The 23,488-nt window shown below is 34.1% G+C and carries 24 protein-coding genes and 1 other RNA gene; 16 read left to right on the forward strand and 9 right to left on the reverse strand.

Annotation, left to right across the window (positions count from 1 at the left end):
• Positions 1–108 precede the first annotated feature (108 nt).
• A complete protein-coding gene (locus tag AB3G39_RS08385; RefSeq protein WP_367770711.1) occupies positions 109–774 on the forward strand; it encodes a M15 family metallopeptidase in 666 nt (221 codons plus the stop codon).
• Positions 775–778: 4 nt separating this feature from the next.
• On the opposite strand, the gene AB3G39_RS08390 is transcribed toward AB3G39_RS08385, so the two are convergent.
• The 5 genes from AB3G39_RS08390 to AB3G39_RS08410 all read right to left on the reverse strand — a co-directional run bounded on the left by AB3G39_RS08390 (position 779) and on the right by AB3G39_RS08410 (position 5,996).
• Entirely contained in the window at positions 779–1,345 is a 567-nt protein-coding gene (locus AB3G39_RS08390; RefSeq protein WP_367753903.1) for a hypothetical protein, read from the reverse strand.
• A gap of 4 nt (positions 1,346–1,349) precedes the next feature.
• Complete coding sequence (locus AB3G39_RS08395) at positions 1,350–2,528, reverse strand: class I SAM-dependent methyltransferase (RefSeq protein WP_369769255.1); 1,179 nt, start codon at positions 2,526–2,528, stop codon at positions 1,350–1,352.
• Between the two features lie 2 nt (positions 2,529–2,530).
• On the reverse strand, positions 2,531–3,622 hold the full coding sequence (locus AB3G39_RS08400; protein ID WP_369769256.1) for an AI-2E family transporter: 1,092 nt from the start codon (positions 3,620–3,622) through the stop codon (positions 2,531–2,533).
• Between the two features lie 73 nt (positions 3,623–3,695).
• Positions 3,696–4,934 (reverse strand): imidazolonepropionase, encoded by a 1,239-nt coding sequence (hutI, locus tag AB3G39_RS08405; protein ID WP_369769257.1) that lies wholly within the window; start codon positions 4,932–4,934, stop codon positions 3,696–3,698.
• 6 nt (positions 4,935–4,940) lie between these two features.
• Positions 4,941–5,996 (reverse strand): glutaminyl-peptide cyclotransferase, encoded by a 1,056-nt coding sequence (locus AB3G39_RS08410; protein ID WP_367770698.1) that lies wholly within the window; start codon positions 5,994–5,996, stop codon positions 4,941–4,943.
• Positions 5,997–6,083: 87 nt separating this feature from the next.
• Between AB3G39_RS08410 and ffs the strand changes: the two genes are divergently transcribed.
• The 3 genes from ffs (at position 6,084) to fsa (ending at position 7,924) form a co-directional block, all read left to right on the forward strand.
• Positions 6,084–6,181, forward strand: an RNA gene (ffs, locus tag AB3G39_RS08415) — signal recognition particle sRNA small type.
• 138 nt (positions 6,182–6,319) lie between these two features.
• Positions 6,320–7,123 (forward strand): SDR family oxidoreductase, encoded by an 804-nt coding sequence (locus AB3G39_RS08420; RefSeq protein WP_367770696.1) that lies wholly within the window; start codon positions 6,320–6,322, stop codon positions 7,121–7,123.
• Positions 7,124–7,267: 144 nt separating this feature from the next.
• Positions 7,268–7,924, forward strand: a complete 657-nt coding sequence (fsa, locus tag AB3G39_RS08425; protein ID WP_367770693.1) for a fructose-6-phosphate aldolase — start codon at positions 7,268–7,270, stop codon at positions 7,922–7,924.
• Between the two features lie 67 nt (positions 7,925–7,991).
• Here fsa and fahA read toward each other — a convergent pair whose 3' ends face one another.
• The gene (gene fahA, locus AB3G39_RS08430) at positions 7,992–9,275 is read right to left on the reverse strand and encodes a fumarylacetoacetase (protein WP_369769259.1); all 1,284 of its coding nucleotides are present in this window, start codon (positions 9,273–9,275) and stop codon (positions 7,992–7,994) included.
• 107 nt (positions 9,276–9,382) lie between these two features.
• Here fahA and glyA point away from each other — a divergent pair, with 107 nt between their 5' ends.
• The 7 genes from glyA to AB3G39_RS08465 all read left to right on the forward strand — a co-directional run bounded on the left by glyA (position 9,383) and on the right by AB3G39_RS08465 (position 15,966).
• The gene (glyA, locus tag AB3G39_RS08435; protein WP_367753887.1) at positions 9,383–10,657 is read left to right on the forward strand and encodes a serine hydroxymethyltransferase; all 1,275 of its coding nucleotides are present in this window, start codon (positions 9,383–9,385) and stop codon (positions 10,655–10,657) included.
• A gap of 129 nt (positions 10,658–10,786) precedes the next feature.
• The gene (locus tag AB3G39_RS08440; RefSeq protein WP_367753885.1) at positions 10,787–11,380 is read left to right on the forward strand and encodes a tRNA-(ms[2]io[6]A)-hydroxylase; all 594 of its coding nucleotides are present in this window, start codon (positions 10,787–10,789) and stop codon (positions 11,378–11,380) included.
• Between the two features lie 170 nt (positions 11,381–11,550).
• Positions 11,551–12,105: a helix-turn-helix domain-containing protein gene (locus tag AB3G39_RS08445; RefSeq protein ID WP_367753883.1), complete on the forward strand. Its 555-nt coding sequence runs from the start codon at positions 11,551–11,553 to the stop codon at positions 12,103–12,105.
• Positions 12,106–12,128: 23 nt separating this feature from the next.
• The gene (locus AB3G39_RS08450; protein WP_367753881.1) at positions 12,129–12,581 is read left to right on the forward strand and encodes a response regulator; all 453 of its coding nucleotides are present in this window, start codon (positions 12,129–12,131) and stop codon (positions 12,579–12,581) included.
• 11 nt (positions 12,582–12,592) lie between these two features.
• Positions 12,593–14,383, forward strand: coding sequence for an ATP-binding protein (locus AB3G39_RS08455; RefSeq protein WP_369764820.1), 1,791 nt, complete (start codon positions 12,593–12,595; stop codon positions 14,381–14,383).
• Between the two features lie 21 nt (positions 14,384–14,404).
• The gene (locus AB3G39_RS08460; RefSeq protein ID WP_367770682.1) at positions 14,405–15,445 is read left to right on the forward strand and encodes a GMP reductase; all 1,041 of its coding nucleotides are present in this window, start codon (positions 14,405–14,407) and stop codon (positions 15,443–15,445) included.
• A 23-nt stretch (positions 15,446–15,468) separates the two neighbouring features.
• The gene (locus tag AB3G39_RS08465; protein WP_367770680.1) at positions 15,469–15,966 is read left to right on the forward strand and encodes a GNAT family N-acetyltransferase; all 498 of its coding nucleotides are present in this window, start codon (positions 15,469–15,471) and stop codon (positions 15,964–15,966) included.
• On the opposite strand, the gene AB3G39_RS08470 is transcribed toward AB3G39_RS08465, so the two are convergent.
• The 3 genes from AB3G39_RS08470 to AB3G39_RS08480 form a co-directional block, all read right to left on the reverse strand.
• Positions 15,967–16,536, reverse strand: a complete 570-nt coding sequence (locus AB3G39_RS08470) for a pentapeptide repeat-containing protein (protein ID WP_369769260.1) — start codon at positions 16,534–16,536, stop codon at positions 15,967–15,969.
• A gap of 537 nt (positions 16,537–17,073) precedes the next feature.
• Complete coding sequence (locus tag AB3G39_RS08475; RefSeq protein ID WP_369769261.1) at positions 17,074–17,850, reverse strand: SDR family NAD(P)-dependent oxidoreductase; 777 nt, start codon at positions 17,848–17,850, stop codon at positions 17,074–17,076.
• A gap of 157 nt (positions 17,851–18,007) precedes the next feature.
• Positions 18,008–18,886, reverse strand: a complete 879-nt coding sequence (locus AB3G39_RS08480; protein ID WP_369769262.1) for a helix-turn-helix domain-containing protein — start codon at positions 18,884–18,886, stop codon at positions 18,008–18,010.
• Positions 18,887–19,117: 231 nt separating this feature from the next.
• Between AB3G39_RS08480 and AB3G39_RS08485 the strand changes: the two genes are divergently transcribed.
• From AB3G39_RS08485 to AB3G39_RS08505, 5 genes are all read left to right on the forward strand, one after another.
• Complete coding sequence (locus AB3G39_RS08485) at positions 19,118–19,966, forward strand: aldo/keto reductase (RefSeq protein WP_369769814.1); 849 nt, start codon at positions 19,118–19,120, stop codon at positions 19,964–19,966.
• 42 nt (positions 19,967–20,008) lie between these two features.
• Positions 20,009–20,662: a carboxymuconolactone decarboxylase family protein gene (locus tag AB3G39_RS08490; protein ID WP_369769264.1), complete on the forward strand. Its 654-nt coding sequence runs from the start codon at positions 20,009–20,011 to the stop codon at positions 20,660–20,662.
• Positions 20,652–21,773: an FAD-dependent monooxygenase gene (locus AB3G39_RS08495; protein ID WP_369769265.1), complete on the forward strand. Its 1,122-nt coding sequence runs from the start codon at positions 20,652–20,654 to the stop codon at positions 21,771–21,773. Before AB3G39_RS08490 ends, AB3G39_RS08495 begins: the two co-directional genes overlap by 11 nt.
• Positions 21,774–21,813: 40 nt before the next feature.
• On the forward strand, positions 21,814–22,320 hold the full coding sequence (locus AB3G39_RS08500; RefSeq protein ID WP_369769266.1) for a hypothetical protein: 507 nt from the start codon (positions 21,814–21,816) through the stop codon (positions 22,318–22,320).
• A gap of 169 nt (positions 22,321–22,489) precedes the next feature.
• Entirely contained in the window at positions 22,490–23,473 is a 984-nt protein-coding gene (locus tag AB3G39_RS08505) for an aldo/keto reductase (protein ID WP_369769267.1), read from the forward strand.
• Positions 23,474–23,488: the final 15 nt, after the last annotated feature.

Below are 23,488 nucleotides of genomic sequence, written 5' to 3' on the forward strand. Positions count from 1 at the left end.
AGATATATTTTCCGTAATTAAAACAAAAAAAACGCTAACACTAGCGTTTTTTTTGTTTTACTATTTAAATCACTTCAAATGTTTTATTTTTATAAAAAAAATATATTTATGAATTCTTCTTTTAAACTTGGTTTTTTAATAGGTTTCTTTTTATTATTTATTTCTTGTAAAGCACAAGTTGCTATTCCTAACAAACAGATAAAAGATATAGTACTAGTAAACGACACCACATTTGTAAATTTAAAGGATTATAGTACTGATTTTGCTTATGATATGAAATATGCTACCGAGGATAATTTTTTAAAAGCCAAAGTGTATGATTGTGCCGAGTGTTTTCTAAGAATGAAAACGGTAAATGCAATCATAGAAGCTAATAAATTGTTCATGGATCAAGGATATAGAATTAAATTCTTTGATTGTTACAGGCCTTTAGATATTCAAAAAAAGATGTGGCAAATAGTTTCCAATCCAAAATATGTTGCTGATCCAAGTAAAGGATCAATCCATAATAGAGGAGGTGCAGTAGATATCACTTTAGTTGACAAGCGTAGCGGAAAAGAACTTGAAATGGGAACTCCTTTTGATTTTTTTGGAGAAGAAGCCAGTCATGGTTATTCTAATCTTTCAAAAAAAGTTATTAATAACAGGAAACTGCTAAAAAGAGTAATGGTAAAAGCTAATTTCAATTCCTTTGATTCAGAATGGTGGCATTATAATTTAAAATCGGCTTTAAATGATAAAGTATCCAACGTAAAATGGAGTTGTGTAGAATAATTATTTATTCTACACAACGTAAGTTTTTGATGAAATACGTATCAGGTTCATACACTTGACTGTTTAGTTCTGATTTAAACTCTTTCCTAATTACATAGTCCTCACTTTCCGTTAAATATTTTATTCTCATCATCGATAATGGTGAGCTTTTTAAGTCTTCTAAACTTCCTTTCATAAACATAAATATTCCAGAGGTTACTCGATTGTCAAAACCATTCTCATCTCTAAGCATAGTTCCACAATTTTCTTGATCGATATGTATCATGGTAATTATTTTACCATTATTTAATTGTAAGAATAATTTTGAATTTTTATCAAAGCAATTTGCTTTAAGAAAGCCTTTACTTTTTTGAATGAGTTGCACATTTAATGTTGGCAATCCGTCGGTTAATGCCAATGAATAAAAAATATAACTGGAGTTTCCGGCAAAAATTTTCTCACTCATTAAGTATTCTTTGGTCGATTTGTAAGTTCCTATGGAGTCAGTGACGTTTGAGCTATAATCACAAGGTGTTTGAGCAAATAAATTTCCAGTAAATAAGAAGAATGTTATTACAATTAGTTGTTTCATTTTATTATATTTTGTTGCAAATTAAAACTATTTTATTGTTATTTTCATCAGTAGTAAAAAAACAATATATATTCCCACCTTCTTTTATTTTCCATTTTTTTCGAATGGTTTCGACTGTATCTGGAAAATTACGAGTAGTGATGTTGGCTTTAGTGTTGGATAGAAAGTTTTTCATTTCTGTTTTGCTATAAGAAAAGCAGTTTTGAATTAGAAAAATTCTACCAGGAAAATCTATTTTTTCTTGAGAAGTGTATAAATGAGAATGTTTATGTAATTTATTTAAACTAAAGAAAATAGCAATTTCATCAAATCCACCTGATTTCATTATTGCACTATTGGGTTCGTACAAATATTTTTGAGGTAAGGCGTAACTTGGAATGACGCCTTGTTTATTGAAAACAAATTCAAAAAAGTCTGTTTTATCTTTTAGAAGATTAACTGTTTTAATAGTTGTTTCCCCAAGGTAGTCTTTGTGTAATTCCCATAATAATTCTTTTACTTCATTGTCAACAGCTACAATATGGATTGTTTTTACATGCTTTAATTCCGATAATCCGGCTGAAAGATCAAGTAAAGGGGCTGTTTTTATAAGAATAGCATTTGAGTTTTTAAAATAATAATCAAGATTATCTGGAACATTTGGTAAACAATCTTTAAGCATAAAAACTTTTCCTTTGGCATCGTTGCGTCTTGAAGGGTCAATATAAATCCAATCCCATTTGCTATTTAATGATTTTAAGGTCTCTAAACTGTCAGCTGCATAACAACTAATATTTTTAGTATTTAATTGCTCAAAATTATGTTTAACAATAGATGAAAGTTCGGGATTAATTTCACAATGAGTGACTGTTGTAATTTTTTTTGCAAAATAATAATCATCGACACCAAAACCACCTGTAAGATCAATTAACTTTTCTCCTGAAACTAAAGTACTCTTGTAAGCTGCTGTTTTCTCAGATGAGGTTTGTTCAACAGAAATTTTGCTAGGGTAAATTATATTTTTAGTGTTAAACCAAGTTGGTAATTTATCTTTTGATTTTGTTTTGGCTTCTATTTGATTCAAAATTGTAATCCATTCTATAGTAGGAAAAGGGTTTTTTTGAAGCGCTAATTTTGAAATTGGTACTTCTAAATTTTTGTCAATAAATTCTTGAATTTCAGTATCTAAAATGGAATGTTGCAATTTTATATTTTTTCAGTTAAAACAGACACGATTTTGTTGTTTGGGAAAAATTCCTTGGCGATAACTTTCATAATTGTATAAATTGGAATTGCCACGACCATCCCGAAAATTCCAAAAGTTATTCCGCTAATTAGCGTGACCAAAAATATTTCTAATGGATGTGACTTCACACTTTTTGAAAAAATGATGGGCTGGCTGATGTTATTATCTAAAATTTGAACAATGAGAAAACCAATTACTACGTATATTGTTGTAGGAAGCATTTCAGTTTTAAAATCGGTTCCAATAGCACTGATAAGTGTTAGTATGGCTGATAAAACTGTAGCTATTATAGGGCCTATATAAGGAATTACGTTTAGTAGGGCACATAAGAATGCAATAATAAAAGCATTCTTACTTCCAAAAATGATTAGAACTATGAAATAAAGTATAAATACTACAGTCAATTGAACCAGTAGACCAATAAAATACCTAGTGAGTAACTGATTTATTTTTTCAACTGAGTTTAGAATTTTTTCTTCATTGGAATCTGGAAGTATTTTTTTTGCTTTTTCCTTAAAAATACGCTGGTCCTTTAAAAAGAAAAAAGTAATAAAGAAAACCGATGCTAATCCCATTCCAAACCCAGCGATAAGATTTATTATTGTATTGATAAAGTCAGTAAAAAAATTATAATTAATCTTAGAAGACAAATTGGAGTTATTTAAGATTCCTTGTAGATCTATATTATGTATGTTAAAGTAGTTTTCTATATTATGTTCTAATATTGTAATTTGACTTTGAAGTAAATTAGTATCTAAGAGGGATAAGTTTTCTGCTTGTGAAATGATAAGTGGAACAAAAAGAAGTACAAAACCTACAAGTATAAATACGAATAGTAATAAGGTTGTTATTGTTGCAAATATTTTTTTGAATTTAAGTCTTTGATTTAAAAATAAGAGAAAAGGGTTTGCTATTAAACAAAGAATTAGTGAAATACACAAATAGAGAATTACAGTTTGTATTTTGTATAAAAAATACAAAGCACAACACACCACAACAATAGTTAGTAATGCTCTTAAGATCCCGTTTGAGATTATTTTTGATGTAATCATTAAAAAAATAATTTAGTGATAAAGATATAAAAAGTAGCAGTCTCAAAAACAACTTTAGAGGTAGTTTCTTTTATCATTCAATACCGTTTCCTTCAATAAAAACAGTCTCAATTAAATTACTGCCAAATGCATAAGGCAGTTGATAATAAGAGGGGATAGGTCTGGTAAGAATAAGATTTGCTTTTTTACCAATCGTTATACTACCATGAGTTTCTGAAATTCCCATAGCATAAGCTCCATTTATTGTGGCGGCGTTTATTGCTTCTTCAGGTGTCATTTTCATTTTGATACAAGCAGTTGCAACTACAAAATTCATATTTCCAGATGGTGTAGAGCCTGGATTGTAATCTGTAGCTAGTGCTAATGGCAATCCTGCTGTTATCATTTCACGTGCTGGAGTATATGGAATGCTCAAGAAATAGGAACAAGATGGCAAAGCAACTGGCATTGTTTCAGTATTTTTCAAAGCTTCGATATCTTCTGGCTTCATTACTTCGAGATGATCTACAGATAGCGCATTGTGTTTTATTCCTGCTTGAACTCCTCCAATGGAGTTGAATTGATTGACATGAATTTTTGGCTTTAAGCCAAAGCGAATTCCCGCTGCCATAATTTGCTCTGTTTCTGCAACGGTAAAATAACCTGTTTCACAGAAGGCGTCAATATAATCTGCGAGTTTATTTTGTGCAATTTCAGGAAGGATTTCGTTGATTAATAAATCAATATATCCTTGATGATTTTCTTTGTATTCTAAAGGAAAGGCGTGAGCACCAAGAAAGGTTGCTTTTATAGCTATCGGATAGTTTTGCGACAAACGCTTGATTACTCGCAGCATTTTCAATTCCCCTTCAACTGTAAGTCCGTAACCCGATTTGATTTCAACAGCGCCCGTTCCTAAACGCATGACTTCTTCCAGCCGTTCTTTGGATTGGTTGTATATTTCTTCTTCGGTGGTTGCATTTAGCTTTTGAGCTGAATTTAATATTCCACCACCACGATTGGCAATTTCTTCATAAGTAAGTCCATTGATGCGATCCACAAATTCTTGCTCTCGATTCCCCGCATATACAATATGAGTATGACTGTCACACCAAGTAGGTAAAACCATTTTTCCAGTTGCATCAATTGTTTTGTCAGCTATTAGTTTAGGAAGATTCTCCATCGAACCAAAATCGGCAATCAAATTATCTTTGATTACTAAAAAGGCATTTTTAATAGTTGGAAGCATTCCCATTTCGGCACCAGAAACTTTAGCGACCGAAGTTTCCCGTACTTGGAGTAATTCCTTAATATTGATAAGTAGTGTTGTCATTTAAAATTATTCAGAAACCGTTATTTCAAAAAGCGTATCCCAGTTTTTTCCTGTTACAAAAATAGTTTTGGTTTTTGGGTTGTAAGCAATTCCATTTAAGACATCAGCATCTGCATTTTTGATGAATTTTTTCAAGCCAGACATATCTAAAATTCCTTCTACTGCTCCAGATGTTGGATTCACAACTGCAATGGCGTCTTTTTGCCATACATTAGTATAGATTTTACCATTAATCCATTCCAATTCATTGATGGATTTAATTTTAGAATCTCCAGAATAAACATTGATATAATCTATCATTTTTTGGTTTTCAGGATCCATCTTCCAAATTTTCTCTGTTTTATCAGTTTGGTAAATGTATTTACCGTCATTTGTCATTCCCCAACCTTCAATTTCCTTGTCAAAATTAAACGTCTTGATTTTTTTAAACGTCTTTAAATCATAGATAAATCCTACTTTTGATTGCCATGTTAATTGGTATATCTTATCGTTTAATATAGTAACTCCTTCACCAAAATACTTTTGATCTAAATCTATTTGATTATATACTTTTCCTGTTTTATAATCGTATTTTCTAAGGTATGATTTTCTACCTTCTGGATTACCAGTACTTTCATATAGCGTGTCTCCATGAAATTCTAGACCTTCCGTAAAAGACATTGTATCGTGTGGGTATTTATTCACGATTTTGTAATTCAAAAGTTTTGGTTTTACATTGGACACGAGTTCAACTCTAGAAGTGGCTTCAGCATTTTCTCCGCCATAATATACTAATGCTTTGAGGTTTTGGTACCCTAGTTTTTGATCTTTTAGTTCAAATAAAATCGGATCTCCTCCTTTTTTTGAACCCACTTTTACATCATTTACATAATATACAATGCTGTCAATAGTTTTCGAATTGGAGTTGGTTATTGCTAAATTAAGTTGGTCTTGTTGTGTATATTTTTCTTTAAAATTGGTAATATCGAAGGTAAATAAAGTATTTTCTCCTTTTTTTGTATCTCCACAATTAGAAAGTGTCATTCCTAATAAAATGATAGATAGTAAGTTATATTTTTTCATGGTTTAAATTTTGAATAGACCAATATACAATGTTATTTTAAGAGCACAAAGCGCTTGCAAAAATATAAAAAGATTGTATATTTGCACCGGCAAGTCCTACACGACCAGCTCCTGCAGACTCCCCCAGGATGGGAACATAGCAAGGGTACGTGGTTGAGCGGTGCGATGTAGGTCGCTTGCCATTTTTTTTTAATCTGAACTTGTTTCAGATTTTTTTTTGCCAATTTTGAAATATTTTCAAAATATATAGAATAGTAGTCTTCCTTATGGAGGATTTTTTTATTTTTGGTCTATTCTAAAATACAGTTAAACAACAATCAATTATGAGTAAAGTAGTTTTAGTTACAGGAGGTTCCTCAGGAATAGGGAAATCTATTGGGGAGTTTTTACATCAAAAAGGGTTTGTTGTTTATGGAACGAGTAGGAATCCAGAGCGGGTTTTGAATTCGGTTTTTCCACTTGTTGCATTAGATGTTAGAGATACAGCATCTATTCAATCGGCTGTAGCCAAGATTATTGCTACTTCAGGACGATTAGACATTGTTATTAATAACGCTGGTGTTGGGATAACAGGTCCACTAGAAGAAATTCCAACTGTGGAAATGAAGAATCATTTTGACACTAATTTCTTTGGTCCTATTGCAGTGATGCAAGCGGTATTACCACAAATGCGGGAACAAAAATCAGGTTTAATAATAAATATCACTTCCATAGCGGCTTATATGGGTTTGCCGTACCGCTCGATGTACTCGGCTTCAAAGGGCGCACTTGAATTAATTACGGAGTCTTTGCGCATGGAGGTGAAATCTTTTGGGATTCATATTACTAATGTTGCACCTGGAGATTTTGCTACTAATATTGCTTCGGGACGGTACCACGCTCCTGTAATTCCAGGATCGGCTTATGAAGTTCCTTATGGGAATACGCTAAAAACGATGGATGAACATGTGGACAGTGGCAGTAATCCTAATGAAATGGCTGAAGCGGTTTATGCTATTATTCAAACAAAAGATCCTAAAATTCATTATAAAGTAGGGGCTTTTATGCAAAAGTTTTCGATTGTATTGAAACGAATACTTCCGGATAAAATGTATGAAAAAATGCTAATGAATCATTATAAGTTGTAATTTTGCACCGGATTTTATTGATTTTGCAATTGCGTGAAGGATCGCAGTGAAAATCCTCCCGTTTTTTAGGGAGATTGTAACGTAGAGCCTGACCCTTGTGGTCACGCCCAAAAAAAGGAACACACAATTTAATATAGAAATAGTATGAAGTTTTTTATTGACACGGCTAATTTAGCTCAAATTAAGGAAGCGCAAGCATTAGGGGTTTTGGACGGAGTTACGACTAATCCATCATTGATGGCTAAGGAAGGAATTACTGGAAAAAACAACATTATGAAGCATTATGTTGACATTTGTAATCTTGTTGACGGTGATGTAAGTGCTGAAGTAAATGCGCTTGATTATGATGGAATGGTTAAAGAAGGGGAGGAATTAGCTGATTTGCATGAGCAAATTGTGGTAAAATTACCTATGACTAAAGAAGGAGTTATGGCGGCAAAATACTTCTCAGATAAAGGAATTAAAACGAATGTAACTTTAGTATTCTCAGCTGGTCAAGCATTATTGGCTGCTAAGGCGGGCGCTACTTATGTTTCTCCATTTATTGGTCGTTTAGATGATGTTTCTACAGATGGATTGGCTTTGATTGAAGAAATCAGATTGATTTATGATAACTACGGGTATGAAACTCAAATTCTTGCAGCTTCTGTACGTCACACGATGCATATTGTAAACTGTGCGAAAATTGGCGCTGATGTTATGACTGGACCACTTTCGGCTATTTACGGATTGTTGAAACACCCATTAACTGATATTGGATTGGCACAATTCGTCGCTGATTTTGAAAAAGGAAATAAATAATATTTTTTACTTATAAAAAAAGGCCCGTTTCAATTGAAACGGGCCTTTTTTATACTTTTATGTTTTTTTATTTTCGTACAAACGGCGGTAATAATTTTGAAGAAACTTCTCCAAAACCAATACGTACTTGTCCGTTTTTACAGAATCCTTTCATGATTACTGTATCGTTGTCATTGATGAATTTACGCTCCGTACCATCATTTAACGTGATAGGATTTTTCCCTCCCCAAGTCAATTCAAGCATAGAGCCATAACTATCTGGAGTAGGTCCTGAAATAGTTCCTGATCCCATCATATCACCAGAATTAACGCGACAACCGTTTGAAGTATGATGCGCTAATTGTTGGTTCATAGTCCAATACATGTATTTAAAGTTAGAGTTACTCACAACTGTTGGTTCAGCATTTTCAGGTTGAATAGCTACTTGTAAATTGATATCAAAAGAGTGTTTTCCTTTTTGTAGTAGATAGGGTAGCGGACTTGGATTTTGTTTTGGTCCAGGAACTCTAAATGGTTCTAATGCATCCATAGTTACAATCCAAGGTGATATTGACGAAGCAAAGTTCTTTGCTAAGAATGGCCCTAGGGGCACGTATTCCCATTTTTGAATGTCACGGGCACTCCAATCATTTAATAAAACCATTCCGAAGATATAGTCTTCGGCTTCGTTGATAGGAATAATTTCTCCCATTATATTTGCATCAGTAGTGATGAAGGCAGTTTCCAATTCAAAATCAATTAAACGAGAAGGACCAAATACAGGAGTGGTTTCACCAGCTGGTAATGTTTGTCCCATAGGTCTGTGAATAGGAATACCAGAAGGAACAATTGTTGAACTCCTACCATGATATCCTACAGGAATGTGAAGCCAGTTAGGTAATAATGCGTTTTCTGGATCGCGAAACATTTTTCCTACATTTGTCGCGTGTTCTTTGCTAGAATAGAAGTCAGTATAGTCACCAATAAGAACTGGTAATTGCATTTCTACATCGTCTATATTAAAAATTACAATGTCTTTATGTTTTTGGTTGTCGCGTAGTTTTGGATTTGTGTTGTCAAAAATGTCGGCAATACGATTACGAACCAATCTCCATGTTTTTTTACCATCAGAGATGAAGTCGTTTAACGTATCTTGCATGAACATATCATCAGTTAATTCAATACCTGCAAAGTAATTTAGTTGTTGTAAAGCACCTAAGTCAATTGCATGATCACCTATTCGAGTTCCTACTGTAACAACATTTTCTTTGGTAAGAAAAACTCCAAAAGGAATATTCTGAAGAGGAAAGTCACTATTTTCAGGGACTTCAATCCATGATTTTCTGTTAGTATCGTTGGCTGATATCGGCATAATATGTTAATTGTTTTGTTGAAAATTATAGTTCAAATATATCATAATCTAGCAGTTTAGCAAACGTTTTTTTGTATTTTTGCTTCAAATTAACTAAAATCAAAGAAATGCAACGCGACGAACAAATTTTTGACCTTATTCTAGAAGAACAAGAAAGACAAATACACGGATTAGAACTTATTGCCTCAGAGAACTTTGTAAGTGACGAAGTAATGGAAGCAGCTGGATCTGTATTAACTAATAAATATGCTGAGGGTTATCCTGGTAAAAGATATTACGGTGGTTGTGAAGTAGTAGATGTAATTGAACAAATCGCTATTGATAGAGCTAAAGAATTGTTTGGAGCCGTTTATGCAAATGTACAACCACACTCTGGTTCACAAGCAAATACTGCGGTTTATCATGCTTGTTTGAAGCCTGGTGACAAAATCTTAGGTTTTGACTTATCGCATGGTGGGCATTTAACTCATGGATCACCAGTAAACTTCTCAGGACGTTTATATTCTCCTGTATTTTACGGAGTGGATGCTGAGACAGGACGTTTAGATTATGATAAAATTCAAGAAATTGCTACTAAGGAGCAACCAAAATTAATTATCGCAGGAGCTTCGGCTTATTCACGTGATATGGATTTTGAGCGTTTTAGAGTAATTGCTGATAGTGTAGGAGCAATTCTATTTGCTGATATCTCTCATCCTGCAGGTCTTATCGCTAAAGGATTGTTGAATGACCCAATTCCTCATTGTCATATTGTATCAACTACAACACATAAAACATTACGTGGACCTAGAGGAGGATTAATCTTGATGGGTAAAGATTTTGAAAACCCAATGGGATTAACTACACCAAAAGGAGAAATCAGAATGATGTCATCATTATTAGATTTAGCTGTTTTCCCTGGAAATCAAGGAGGACCGTTAATGCACATTATCGCTGCTAAAGCGGTTGCATTTGGAGAAGCATTACAAGATGAATTCTTTACTTATGCAATGCAATTAAAGAAAAATGCAAATGCTATGGCAGATGCTTTTGTAAAAAGAGGATACAATATCATTTCTGGAGGAACGGATAACCACATGATGTTAATCGATTTAAGAAATAAAAATATTTCTGGTAAAGATGCTGAAAATGCATTAGTAAAAGCAGAAATCACAGTAAATAAAAACATGGTTCCATTTGATGATAAATCACCATTTGTCACTTCAGGAATTCGTGTAGGTACTCCAGCAATTACAACTCGTGGATTAGTAGAAGAAGATATGGAAACAATTGTTGCTTTAATTGATAAAGTATTAATGAACCATACTAATGAAGCTATCATCGAAGAAGTAGCAAATGAAGTGAACGAAATGATGAGCGAAAGAGCGATCTTCGTTTTTTAATTTTATAGTTTCAAGTTTCAAGTTTCAAGTTTAAAGTTTTGTGATTGCCTAAAATCATTGCAAACCTTTAAACTTTTTTTGTTATTTACTTAACTTTAAACATTTTTTTAAACCTTAAACAAAAGAAAAATGGGTGTATTACGGTTACAATTGCCAACAGATCCAAGATGGGTCAATATAGTGGAGAAAAATATTGAAGAAATCTTGACAGATCATGCTTGGTGTGAGCAAAAAGCAGCCACAAATGCAATAACAATCATTACCAATAATTCAGAGCATCAAGATTTGGTTAAGGACTTATTGGCTTTAGCCAAAGAAGAAATTGAACATTTTGACATGGTACATAACATCATTATCAAAAGAGGATTGAAGCTAGGACGTGAACGCAAAGATGATTATGTAAATGAATTGTACTTATATATGAAGAAAAGCGGAAATGGTAGTAGAGTTTCTAGTTTGGTAGAACGATTATTGTTTTCCGCTATGATTGAAGCGAGAAGTTGTGAACGTTTTAAAGTGCTTTCAGAAAACATTCAAGATGAAGAATTATCGGTATTCTACAGAGATTTAATGGAAAGTGAAGCGGGGCATTATACTACATTTATTACTTATGCTCGAAAATATGGTACGGGAATTGATGTAGAGAAGCGCTGGAGAGAATGGATTGACTTTGAAGCTTCGGTTATTGCGAATTATGGTAAAGGCGAAACAATTCATGGATAAAAAAGGCGTTTTAAATTGTTTCATCTATAAAGGAGAAACAATTTAGAATCAATTATTTGTAATAATAAAAAAATATATTTTTTGTTTAATGAGTATGTTTTTTTCTCCAATTATTATTTTTAATATATATTTATCACTTGAATGTTCAAAAAAATTAAATTGTAGCCTAAATGAAACTCTATATAAAATATGATGGAATCGTTGCTTGTAGAGTAATTTTACAAGAACAATTAGAACGATTAGATATAAAACACAAGCTGCTAGATTTAGGAGAAATTGAGATTAGTGATAGTGTTTCGGATGAATGTTTTGCTGAACTTCAAGATTCATTAAATCGATATTCTATTTTTATTGTCAATAATGAAAAAAGTCAGCTCATTCAAAGGATAAAAGATACTATTGTTGAAATGATTTATGAGAATGATAAATTACCAGCGGTAACTATTTCTCAATATTTATCGGATAAACTAAATTTTAGTTATGGATATTTAACTAATATTTTTTCTGAAAACACGTATTCTTCGATAGAAAATTTCATTATTATCCAAAAAATAGAAAGAGCCAAAAAGTTAATTATTGAAGATCAATTGACCTTAACGGAGGTCTCGTATAAATTAAACTATAGTAGTGTAGCTTACTTATCAAGTCAATTTAAAAAAGTTACAGGATTGACTCCATCTGCATTTAAAAGGATTGTAGATAAAAGACGAAATTTATCAAATTAATAAATAAAAAGACCCCAATAAATATGATTTCACATAAAGATTCAATGCGTATTTTGATTGCTGATGATGATGAAGATGATCGCACATTTTTTAGTGATGCAATGATGGAACTTAAAATGAATAATAAGTTAACTTTATTTAATGATGGTAAAGATCTAATGGAATATTTAGCAAATCCAGATATTATTTTGCCGCATTTACTTTTTTTAGATCTAAATATGCCGCGTAAATCGGGATTTGAATGTTTGAAAGAGATACGATCGGATATTAGATTTAAGGAGGTATCCATTGCTATATATTCCACTTCATCATCAGAAAAAGATATTGAAGAAACTTTTATTGAAGGGGCAAATATTTACATCAAAAAACCAAATGACTTTACTAAACTTAAAAAAGTAATTAAAGAGGTTTTAAATATCAATTGGCAATTTCATTCTTCAGGATTAAATAAAGAAACTTTTTTCTTTAGTATATAAGAAGCAAAACCATGAAGTTAATAAAACTGTATAAAAACTCACAAGTCTTCAAAATAGCATTAGGTATTGCTATAGCGGTGGTGGTTTATATAGCTTCGGTTTTTTATACTCAAATGCGTAGCTTAGACTCTTCTGTTAATTTAATTGCAAATGCTACCGAAACGCAATTAGAATTAGAAAAAGTCTTGTCTGTTATTAGTATTTATGAAGCTAATCTTAGAAGTTATATTATCACTAAGGATGAGTCTTATTTAGAAAATAGATTTTTGAGAAAAGGGGAAATTGAGTCTAATTTTAAACGCATTAATAAATTAGTAGTTAATAATCCAGCTCGAGTTAAAGATGTTAAAAGGCTCAAAGAACTAATTGATTTTCGATTTGCACTTTTCAGAGAAACGCTACTTTTAGCAAAAAGTAGTAATCCAGATAGTAAAGTATTAAACGCAAAGCTTCAAGAAAGCAATAATTTTACGGAGTCCATGAAAAACTTCGTTTATAAAACAATAAACGCTGAGGGGGATAAAGTTAAAATCCATAATGACAATCATCAGTTTGAATTGCAAGATTCTATAATAAGTGCTTTTTTACTGGTTATTCTTTCACTATTGATTTTGCTATTGTCCTTTAATAAAATGAATGTTGATATTTATGAACTGAAGAAAACCAATGATGAATTACAGTTTTTAAATCGTTCTTTTAATGAAGCGGAGAAAATTGCTGGTTTTGGTCATTGGAAAATTAATTTAGAGAGAAATACCTATACATTATCTGACAATTTCTTTCGTCTGTTGGGTTTAGAGCCACAATCATTTACTCCTAGTTTAGAGAACATTTCAAAATATATTCATCCGGATGATGTCGATTATGTAACCCAAATGCATTTGGATTCATTAAAGACCTATAAACCTACTTCATTGATGTTCCGTTTTGTATTGCCAAATGGTGATTTAAGATACGTAATGTCAGTAGGTAGTTTTACCAAGAATGGTAAAGGCGAAATGGTTAAAACAGGTGTCAATTATGATATGACTGATCAATTTAAAAAAACAATTGAATTAGAGGAAAATAATAAAGAATTAAAAAACATCAATGAAGAATTAGAGTCTTTTAATAATATTGTGAGTCATGACTTACAGGAACCTCTTCATAAAATTCAAATGTTTATTTCCAGAATTGAATCTAAAGAGTTAGGTGCAATATCTGACCAAGGGAAAGTATACTTTTCTAAAATTAGAACTTCGGCTAATAAAATGCAAACCTTGCTAATCGACTTGGTAAATTACTCCAGAACAATTAAAGGGGATAAAGTTTTTGAAGAGACAAATTTAAAAGAATTAGTTCTACAGGTTGTGGATGATTTATCTTCGGATATTGATGATAAAAAAGCTAAAATAATTGTTGAAAATTTACCTACTGTTAAAGTGATTTCATTTCAGATGGAACAACTTTTTATAAATTTAATATCTAATTCACTCAAATACAGTCAAGAAGATGTAGCCCCTATAATATCAATCTTTTCTGGAGAAATTGATGAAAATGAGGTGTATAATAATGAAATTATTACTAATGAAGATTATTATAAAATAGTCATAAAGGATAATGGAATTGGTTTTAAACAAGAATATGCCGAAAAAATATTTATTTTATTTCAACGTTTAGAAACTGGTTCGAAGTACTCTGGAACGGGACTTGGTTTAGCAATATGCAAGCGAATAGTTGAAAATCACGATGGATTTATAAAAGTAGTATCAGAACCTAATGTAGGCTCTGAATTTTCTATTTTTATACCCAAGAAAGTTTAATTTTTTATAAAAAAGAAAATTATGAGAATAGAAATGGATCTTAAGCTAGGTTTCAAAGATGTAATGATTAGACCCAAACGTTCTACACTAAAAAGTAGATCTCAGGTTTCTTTAGAACGAGAATTTAAATTTTTGCATAGTACTGCTACTTGGAATGGGATTCCCATTATGGCTGCAAATATGGATACGGTCGGTACATTTGAAATGGCAAGTGCATTAGCCAAAGAAAAATTATTTACGGCTATTCACAAACATTATACTGTTGATGAATGGACTACTTTTTTAAAAGAAGTTGCACCAGAATTTTATGAATACATTGCTATAAGTACAGGAACAGGTAAAAATGATTCTAAAAAAATTGCCGAAATACTACAAGCAAACCCATTACTTAAATTTATTTGTATTGATGTAGCCAATGGCTATTCGGAGCATTTTGTAAATTTCTTGAAACAAACCCGCAAGCAATATCCTGACAAAGTAATTATTGCAGGAAATGTAGTTACTGGCGAAATGGTTGAAGAGTTGTTATTAGCGGGAGCAGATATTATTAAAGTAGGTATTGGTCCAGGATCAGTATGTACGACTCGAGTTAAAACAGGTGTTGGATATCCACAGCTGTCAGCAATTATTGAATGTGCGGATGCGGCTCATGGTTTAGGAGGACACATCATAAGTGATGGAGGTTGTTCTACTCCTGGAGATATAGCCAAAGCTTTTGGCGCAGGATCCGATTTTGTTATGCTTGGAGGAATGCTGGCAGGACATACAGAAAGTGGTGGAGAACTAATTGATATTAACGGACAGCCATTCAAAAAGTTTTATGGAATGAGTTCTACAACAGCAATGGACAAGCATGTTGGTGGTGTGGCTGAATATAGAGCAAGTGAAGGAAAGACCGTTGAGGTGGCTTTTAAGGGAAATGTAGCCAATACTTTATTGGATATTCTTGGAGGATTGCGAAGTGCATGTACGTATGTTGGCGCTTCAAGGTTAAAAGAATTGACTAAAAGAACCACTTTTATTAGAGTGAGTGAACAGGAAAACAGAGTTTTTTCAAATTAATAATTTTATTTACAACATAAACTATGATTACGATTTCTAATGCTACTTCTAAAGATTTAAAACTAATTAAAGATATAGCATACGCTACTTGGCCAGATGTGTATGGTAAAATCTTGTCTAAAGAACAATTAGACTTTATGTTATCTGCTTTTTATTCTGAAGAGACTTTATCGGATAATATGATCAATAAAATGCATCATTTTATATTGGTTTATGACGACGTTACTTGTCTTGGTTTTGCGTCCTATGAGCATAATTATTTGGGTAAAAAAGAAACTCGTTTGCATAAAATATATTTACTTCCAGAAGCACAAGGTAAAGGAGCAGGAAGAGCTTTAATTGATGTAGTAGCCTCTTATGCTACTGAAAATGATTCTAATTGTATTTCTCTAAATGTAAATAGATTTAATAATGCCTGCACTTTTTATCAAAAAATGGGTTTTACAATAGTCGGGGAAGAAGATATAGAAATTGGTCATGGTTACTTAATGGAAGATTACAAAATGGAGAAACAATTGTAATTATACCACAACAATATCGTGTTTATGCAAAAGTCCTTTTACGGTAGTTAGAGAGAAAATAGCCTTTTTTAACTTCGTTTTGGTGGGATCAATAGTGTAATTATAACTACTTCTAAAATTAGCTTTGTTGGCATTCGCCTTCTCAAATTCGGCTCGATATAAATCACAATTATTGAATTGTACTTCGGTCAGGTCGGCACTCATAAAATCGACTGCTACAAGGCTACAATTCGTAAAAGTAGTTCCTTTTAACTTTAGGGTATAAAATTTAGAAAAGTCAAGAATACAGTCTTTAAAATGGATTTCAAAAATTAGTTTGTCACACATAGCAAAGTTAACTTCCTTTACTTTACAATTATTAAAATAAACGGTTCGCAAAGCAACATGGTTTATTTTTGAGGTATTAAAATTACAATTGTTAAAACTACAATCGATAAAGGTAACCGCTATAAAATTGCATTGTGAGAAATCACAATTTGTAAATGTGCAAGATTCAAATTCCTTGAAATTGACATCTTCTACACCGTAGGTGATATCATTGTATTGTAAATCAAGGTTGTATTCTGGCATTTGGTTCTGGTGTGAATTATATAAAAGCAAAAACGCAATTATCAAATAAGTAGATAATTGCGTTTTTTTGTGACGTCTACTTTACAATTTACAAACCATTTTATGAATGATTTAAAGAAATTGGCTTATTTTTCGATTGATTTGTAAGATAATTATTTTGATATTTTGTTTTGAAGCGGTTTGTATGTATCGTAGGGGTTTAATGTTAAAAAATGTTAAAGAATGTGATTCCTCTAATTTGTTATTGGATCACTATCAGGTATTAGATCAGAATATTAACTCAATATTTAAATGAAGATTTAATTTTGTTATTTGCTAAATTAAAAAATTAGTTTTGAGATTGTTCAAGTCAATTTGATGATTAATGTTTGCTACTTTGGATGAAAATAAAAAATATGTGCCTACTCTTTACTGTTCTTCCACTGAAGCTAAAAATGATTTATTACCCCTCACTTTTTGCAGCAGAAAGGTATAATTTCCAAAAAGATAGAGCTAAATTATTGCTTTTTAGATTGTAACCCTGCAAGAAATACTATTTTAACTTTTTCCGGCATATACCATAGTCTGGCCACCATCTACTGTAAGTTCAATTCCGCTGATAAAACTGCTAGCTTCAGAAGCCAAAAATACAACTGCATTACCCATGTCTTCAGGAGATCCAACACGTCCTACCGGTATTTCTTTAGTTGCAGCTGCCACATAATCATTTACCTGTTCTTCTGTCATTCCCTGCTCAGTTCTATAGCCTTCTGTTGGCACGACCCCCGGACTTAATGCATTGACACGGATTCTTCGGTCTTTAAGATCAGTGGTCCAGCTTCTGGCAAAAGAACGTACAGCAGCTTTTGATGCGGCATACATTCCAAAACCTGGTAATCCCATATATGCGGTGATAGATGCATTAAGTATAACCGAACTCCCGTCATTCAATATTGGCAGGACAGACTGCATTGTAAAGACTACTCCTTTTACATTTACATTAAATGTCTTGTCAAAATAATCTTCCGTGACATCTTGTAAAGGAATTGGGCTGCCGCCTCCTGCGTTTGCAAATACAATGTCAAGGGATCCTTTTTCGGATTTTATTATGGCTGCTACTTCATCCATTTGCGATTTACTGGTGACATCGGCTTGAATTGCACGGGCATTTACACCAAGTTTTTCTAAAGCGCTGTCCAGCTGCTGTTTTTTTCTTCCAGTTATATAAACAAACGCCCCAGCTTCTGCCAAAGATTTTGCTGCACCAAAACCTATTCCGGAATTTCCTCCGGTAACAAGTGCTACTTTTCCTTTTAATACTTCGGATGTACTCATAATTTTTTTAGTTTAGACACCTTTTAAAAATAAAATATTTGATTGTTATATTATTTTTAAAAGCAGTGATATTTTTAATACTACAAATTTAGAGAGAATAAAATGTTGTATTATAAATCAAATCAAACCAAAAAGTATACAAATCAATCCTTTGTATTTATGTAGATCCCAGCCTAAAAGACTTTGGAATGGCTCCGGTGTTTTTTTTAAAGTACTTATTGAAATAGGTAGGATATTCAAATCCCAGGCTATAGGCTATCTCAGATATGGTCCAGTCCGAGTGCTGTAAAAGGGCTTTAGCTTCAGTAGTGATTCTGTCGGCAATATGTGCGGTGGTAGGTTTGCCTGTGATTTCTTTTACTGACCGGTTAAGGTAGTTAACATGAACGTTGAGCTGTTCTGCAAAATCCAAGGCTGTTCTTAATTTAAGAGGTTCCTGTGCATTCTCTATTGGGAACTGTCTCTCAAGGAGTTCCAAGAAAAGAAATGCAATGCGTGAAGCGGCATTTTTATATCTTATCAGATGATCGGGCGGTGTCATTTTTAATGCCTCCTGTATTATAAGGTGAAGGTAAGTGCGTACCAGGTCATCTTTATGAGTGTATTCCGTAGAATTTTCATCAAGAATTTTTTTAAAAATGGTAATTAAAAAATCGGTTTGCTTCGGGTCAACAGAAATGACAGGAGAACTTGCCAGTTTAAACAACGGAGATTCATGATGGCTGCCAGGCCTGTCATTGAGCTTTAAAAACTCTTCTGTAAAAAGACAGGCGTAACCAGTCATTGCATCGGACTGAATCAGTGAGGAGTACGGTATATGAGGATTTCCAAAAAAAAGAAATGTTCCATCTATATCAATGCTGCGATCGGCATAATTGAGTGTAGTATGTCCTGTAATAAGGCATACTTTATAAAAATCACGTCTCCCGTAATGCGGGATGGGATGGATTTTTGTTTCAACTTCATAAGCTTTAAATCCTCTAAGCTGAAGATCTCCTATCGGATAATCTGCCAGTTGCGCTACTTTATCGTTCATGCTGCAAAGTTAATACAATCAAACCTGTTTTTGAGCCAAAAAGAATGATTTTGCACCGCAGGTGTTCTTTTTAACATTTAATTTAGAGACAAATTTAAATCGGTTTGATTTGTATACTTTTTGGTTTGATTGTGTTTAGCTTTGATAACAAGATTCTGCTGAAATTTGCACTATAAATTAGACAAGTACTGAAACAAAACAAATTATTAATAAAAAAATCACAATAAAATGATGAAAAATATAGTACTAAATAACGGAGTTGAAATGCCAGTCATCGGCCTTGGTGTTTATCAGGTACCAGATCAGCAGGAGTGTGAGCAGACTGTTTATGACGCGATAATCTCAGGTTATCGTCTTATCGATACAGCGGCGGCTTACATGAACGAAGAAGCTGTAGGAAGAGCTGTTAAAAGAAGCGGTGTTCCCAGAGAAGAGCTTTTTATTACCACAAAACTATGGATTCAGGATTCAGGATATTACAATGCAAAAAGAGCATTTGAAAAATCATTAAAAAAATTGCAGCTTGATTATTTGGATCTCTACCTTATCCATCAGCCGTTTGGAGACATTTATGGTTCCTGGAAAGCAATGGAAGAATTATATAAGGAGGGAAAAATAAGGGCTATCGGGGTTAGTAATTTTTACCCCGACCGACTGATGGATCTTATGGTCCACAATGAAATAATACCAGCTGTAAACCAGATTGAAACACATCCGTACTGGCAGCAGTATGAAGCTCAGGAGTTTATGAAAGAACATGGCATCCACCTGCAGGCATGGAGCCAGTTTGCACAGGATAACGAAATTTTCAGTAATCCGCTACTTTCAGCTGTTGCTGTCAAATATAATAAGTCGGTGGCACAATTAATTCTTCGCTGGCTGACGCAGAGAGGTATCTCTGTAATACCAAAATCTGTTCGTAAAGAAAGGATATTGGAGAACATTAATATTTCCGATTTTGAGATCAGCGATGAAGATATGGAAACTATCAAAAAGCTCGATACAGGCAAAACAACGATTTTTGACCATCATGATCCTGCAATGGTCAAATTCCTTGGAGAATTCCGATTTGATATCTAAGAATCTAATAATGGCACTTATCAAATATTTAAAATAAAATTTATGGAAAATACAAGTCAAACACTGAGTGTAAGACAGCAGAAGATAATTGCTATTTCTGCATTTACAGCCAAAGGCGATATTGAGCAAATGAAGATATCATTTGCTGCAGGTCTTCAAAGCGGTCTTACAGTTAACGAAATCAATGAAGAATTGGCTCATTTGTACGCCTACTGCGGATTTGCAGCAAGTGTCAGAGGTACAAACATTTTTAAGTCTGTAGTTACAGCAAGGGAAGCCGAAGGTATTAAAACAGAGTATGGAAGAACTGCAGGTAATATTGAAGATAAAAAAAGCAAATATGAAAGGGGTGAGGCTGCGCAGGAAATTGTTACAGGCATGAGTGCAGCAAAATTGAAAGAAGCTTTTTCTTTTAATGCCGTTCTGGATGTCTTTTTAAAAGAACACCTTTTTGCAGATATTTTTGGAAGCGACCTGCTGAGCTTTACCGACCGTGAATTGATAACTGTATCGGCACTGGTCGCCATGAGAGAGCCGCTTGTTCTTCCTCACTTCACAGGTGCATTGAATGTCGGCATCTCTGAGGCGCAGCTAAAGGAACTGCTTCTTTTTATTGAAAGTGCAGTAGGATCCGATGAGGCTGAAGAAGGCAGAAGAATATTTGAACAGGTGCTAAAGGACAGGAATGCTGCCTAATTCAATCTCAGAAATGACATCTGCCGCTCAAAGTAATAGATCAGCTGTTATTGTTGGAGCTTCCCTTTCAGGTCTTATGTGCGGAATTGCGCTTGCTCGGGAAGGAGTGCAGATAACCATTGTGGAAAGAGCAGACGCCGCACCGCGAAATGGCGCAGCACTGCAGGTGGACAGCGGTGAAACTGATTATTCTGCAGCTGCAAAAAGTTTAAGGAAACTCGCTTCTGGCGGATTAAGATCTGTAGAAGCATGGTCATCGGTGCAATTGCGTTTACGGCATGCCGCACAGATCAGCAATAGAATCGAAATTCGATATAATACCCGTGTAGAATCTATACATCAAAATAAAGATGCAGCATGGGTAGTGACAGAATCCGGAGAGAAAATAAGCGCAGACTTTTTAATAGGAGCAGATGGTCATAGAAGCAGAGTTAGGAAGCATATGTCAAAGAATCATCAGCATGCTTCCTTTGCAGGATATATGATCTGGGTGGCCATTTTAGACGAAAAGGACATTCCCGAAGAGTTTAGGCCCGCAGCGGGCGCCTCTATCAGCATGCCGGACGGCATTGGAGACTTTCTCCTTGGATCGGTCATTGCCGGAGCGGATGGGTCCACAGAAGTGGGGAAGAGAAGGCTGAGCTGGGCTTGGTATGACAATACACGCAATGGGTTACTGCGAGATCTTGGTTGTGTAGGTAGAAATGTTGTACAACATTCCCTTAATGCTTCTGATATTCCGGTGCAGACCTTAAAAGAGCTGGAACTGCAAGCAGAGCAGAGATGGCCTCAGCTTTGGTTAGCGGCTACATTACATAGTATTAGATCGAGAAATCTTACGGGAATTCCTATTAGTGAATATGTTCCCGGTAAACTTTCGGAGGGTCGTATTGCTCTTGTAGGTGATGCAGCACACGTAATGACTCCGCTCACTGCAATGGGATTCAATGCGTCTCTGCAGGACGCGGCTGCCCTGGCAGATTGTGCAGCAGATGCAATGTACAAAAATAATCCAGTACAGATTCTTGAAGCATATGAATCGAAACGGCTGAAGACAGTCCGCAGACTTGTGCAGTCGGGACAGCCATTCAGCAGGTCATTTGGAAGATAATACAGTTATATTGATAGTAGAGGGGTAAAAATTAAATAATATGAAAAAGAAACTGCCTGCGCATGAAAATAATCCAGCTGATTACGGTCTGGCACTTGAAGGGTTTAAGGTATATGAAATAGGCAGCAGCAGTAAAGAAATACCAGATTATGTACGCAGTGATTTTTATAAAGTATGCGTAACGGATGGTGAGTTTATGATAAATTATGAAAATCAGGCGACGGTAACAAGTGGTGATATACTTTTTTTCGGCAGTCCTCACAAACCTTATAACTCTGTTGTTTTATCTCCGGTTTTCAATGGTTACGCCTGCGTATTTACCTCGGCATTTATTAATAAAAAAGATAATCTGCTAAATCCTGAAAACTGCTCTTTGTTCCATAAAGACAGCGATGCGATCATCAGCCTGTCCAAAGAACAGAACGACTGCATCAGGGATATTTTCAGGAGCATGATCAAAGAAGCGCAGGGTGAATACAGATTTAAAGATGATATGGTGCGTTCCTGTATAATGTCAATACTGCACTTTGCGAAAAAAAGGCAGTGAAACCAGAAAACCAGCTAAAATAAATTAAATGACATATTTATTTGATTTGTATACTTTTTGGTTTGAATGTGTTTAGAAGCAGGACTCTATTTAGTGCTAAATTTGTAATGTTCAGCAGTATAGAATATTACGTGTAAAAAATAATTAAAATAATATTAAAATAACGATTATGAAAACAAGAAAATTAGGAAACGGCGGACTGGAAGTTTCGGCTGTCGGGCTTGGGTGTATGGGAATGAGCTTTGGTTATGGCCCTGCCGCAGATAAAAATGATATGATAAAACTAATACGCAGCGCTGTTGAGAATGGTGTAAGCCTGTTTGATACTGCGGAAGTGTATGGACCTTTTGTCAATGAAGAACTTGTGGGAGAAGCATTGAAACCATTTGGACACGAGATCAAGATTGCATCAAAATTCGGAATAAAAATTGAAGATGGGAAACAGGTTATGGACAGTCATCCTGATCATATTAGAAAAAGTATCGAAGGTTCACTGAAACGTCTTCAGAGGGATTCGATCGATCTTTATTACCAGCACCGCGTCGATGTTAATATTCCAATGGAGGACGTTGCCGGGACCATTAAAGATCTTATACAGGAAGGTAAAGTTAAACATTTTGGAATGTGTGAAGCAGGTGTTGAGTCTATACGCAAAGCACATGCCGTTCAGCCATTATCAGCGCTTCAAAGTGAATACTCTTTATGGTGGAGAGAACCTGAACAGGAAATTTTTCCTGTACTGGAAGAGCTGGGGATCGGTTTTGTTCCGTTCAGCCCGCTTGGAAAAGGTTTCCTTACTGGTAAAATTACTGAAGATACCAAATTTGACAAGAGTGATGTTCGAGGGAATTTTCCAAGGTTCCAGAAAGAAGCCATAGAAGCCAATCAGGCATTAATTGATCTGGTAAATAAAATAGCAAAAGACAAAGATGCTACACCTGCACAGGTTGCTATCGCATGGGTACTGGCGCAAAAATCATGGATCGTTCCAATCCCAGGAACTACAAAGCTGCACCGATTGGAAGAAAATATTGGAGGAGTTAAAGTAGATTTAAGTGCAGGTGACCTAAAAGAAATAGAGGATACCGCTGCAAGAATTAAAATTGTCGGGGATCGTTACCCTGCTGCTATGCAGAAGTCAATCAACCGTTAATAATATCCTGGATTC

Source organism: Flavobacterium sp. WC2416 (assembly GCF_041200095.1).
Classification (GTDB): Bacteria; Bacteroidota; Bacteroidia; order Flavobacteriales; family Flavobacteriaceae; genus Flavobacterium.

What these genes read in the sequence shown, in the direction of transcription:
- AB3G39_RS08445 (WP_367753883.1), top strand. Translation starts at nt 11,551, where the DNA reads ATGAAACTCTATATAAAATATGATGGAATCGTTGCTTGTAGAGTAATT.
- AB3G39_RS08490 (WP_369769264.1), top strand. Translation starts at nt 20,009, where the DNA reads ATGGAAAATACAAGTCAAACACTGAGTGTAAGACAGCAGAAGATAATT.
- AB3G39_RS08440 (WP_367753885.1), top strand. Translation starts at nt 10,787, where the DNA reads ATGGGTGTATTACGGTTACAATTGCCAACAGATCCAAGATGGGTCAAT.
- AB3G39_RS08475 (WP_369769261.1), bottom strand. Translation starts at nt 17,850, where the DNA reads ATGAGTACATCCGAAGTATTAAAAGGAAAAGTAGCACTTGTTACCGGA.
- AB3G39_RS08450 (WP_367753881.1), top strand. Translation starts at nt 12,129, where the DNA reads ATGATTTCACATAAAGATTCAATGCGTATTTTGATTGCTGATGATGAT.
- fsa (WP_367770693.1), top strand. Translation starts at nt 7,268, where the DNA reads ATGAAGTTTTTTATTGACACGGCTAATTTAGCTCAAATTAAGGAAGCG.
- AB3G39_RS08480 (WP_369769262.1), bottom strand. Translation starts at nt 18,886, where the DNA reads ATGAACGATAAAGTAGCGCAACTGGCAGATTATCCGATAGGAGATCTT.
- AB3G39_RS08500 (WP_369769266.1), top strand. Translation starts at nt 21,814, where the DNA reads ATGAAAAAGAAACTGCCTGCGCATGAAAATAATCCAGCTGATTACGGT.
- fahA (WP_369769259.1), bottom strand. Translation starts at nt 9,275, where the DNA reads ATGCCGATATCAGCCAACGATACTAACAGAAAATCATGGATTGAAGTC.
- hutI (WP_369769257.1), bottom strand. Translation starts at nt 4,934, where the DNA reads ATGACAACACTACTTATCAATATTAAGGAATTACTCCAAGTACGGGAA.
- AB3G39_RS08390 (WP_367753903.1), bottom strand. Translation starts at nt 1,345, where the DNA reads ATGAAACAACTAATTGTAATAACATTCTTCTTATTTACTGGAAATTTA.
- AB3G39_RS08455 (WP_369764820.1), top strand. Translation starts at nt 12,593, where the DNA reads ATGAAGTTAATAAAACTGTATAAAAACTCACAAGTCTTCAAAATAGCA.
- AB3G39_RS08485 (WP_369769814.1), top strand. Translation starts at nt 19,118, where the DNA reads ATGAAAAATATAGTACTAAATAACGGAGTTGAAATGCCAGTCATCGGC.
- AB3G39_RS08505 (WP_369769267.1), top strand. Translation starts at nt 22,490, where the DNA reads ATGAAAACAAGAAAATTAGGAAACGGCGGACTGGAAGTTTCGGCTGTC.
- AB3G39_RS08385 (WP_367770711.1), top strand. Translation starts at nt 109, where the DNA reads ATGAATTCTTCTTTTAAACTTGGTTTTTTAATAGGTTTCTTTTTATTA.
- AB3G39_RS08470 (WP_369769260.1), bottom strand. Translation starts at nt 16,536, where the DNA reads ATGCCAGAATACAACCTTGATTTACAATACAATGATATCACCTACGGT.
- AB3G39_RS08400 (WP_369769256.1), bottom strand. Translation starts at nt 3,622, where the DNA reads ATGATTACATCAAAAATAATCTCAAACGGGATCTTAAGAGCATTACTA.
- glyA (WP_367753887.1), top strand. Translation starts at nt 9,383, where the DNA reads ATGCAACGCGACGAACAAATTTTTGACCTTATTCTAGAAGAACAAGAA.
- AB3G39_RS08495 (WP_369769265.1), top strand. Translation starts at nt 20,652, where the DNA reads ATGCTGCCTAATTCAATCTCAGAAATGACATCTGCCGCTCAAAGTAAT.
- AB3G39_RS08465 (WP_367770680.1), top strand. Translation starts at nt 15,469, where the DNA reads ATGATTACGATTTCTAATGCTACTTCTAAAGATTTAAAACTAATTAAA.
- AB3G39_RS08420 (WP_367770696.1), top strand. Translation starts at nt 6,320, where the DNA reads ATGAGTAAAGTAGTTTTAGTTACAGGAGGTTCCTCAGGAATAGGGAAA.
- AB3G39_RS08460 (WP_367770682.1), top strand. Translation starts at nt 14,405, where the DNA reads ATGAGAATAGAAATGGATCTTAAGCTAGGTTTCAAAGATGTAATGATT.
- AB3G39_RS08410 (WP_367770698.1), bottom strand. Translation starts at nt 5,996, where the DNA reads ATGAAAAAATATAACTTACTATCTATCATTTTATTAGGAATGACACTT.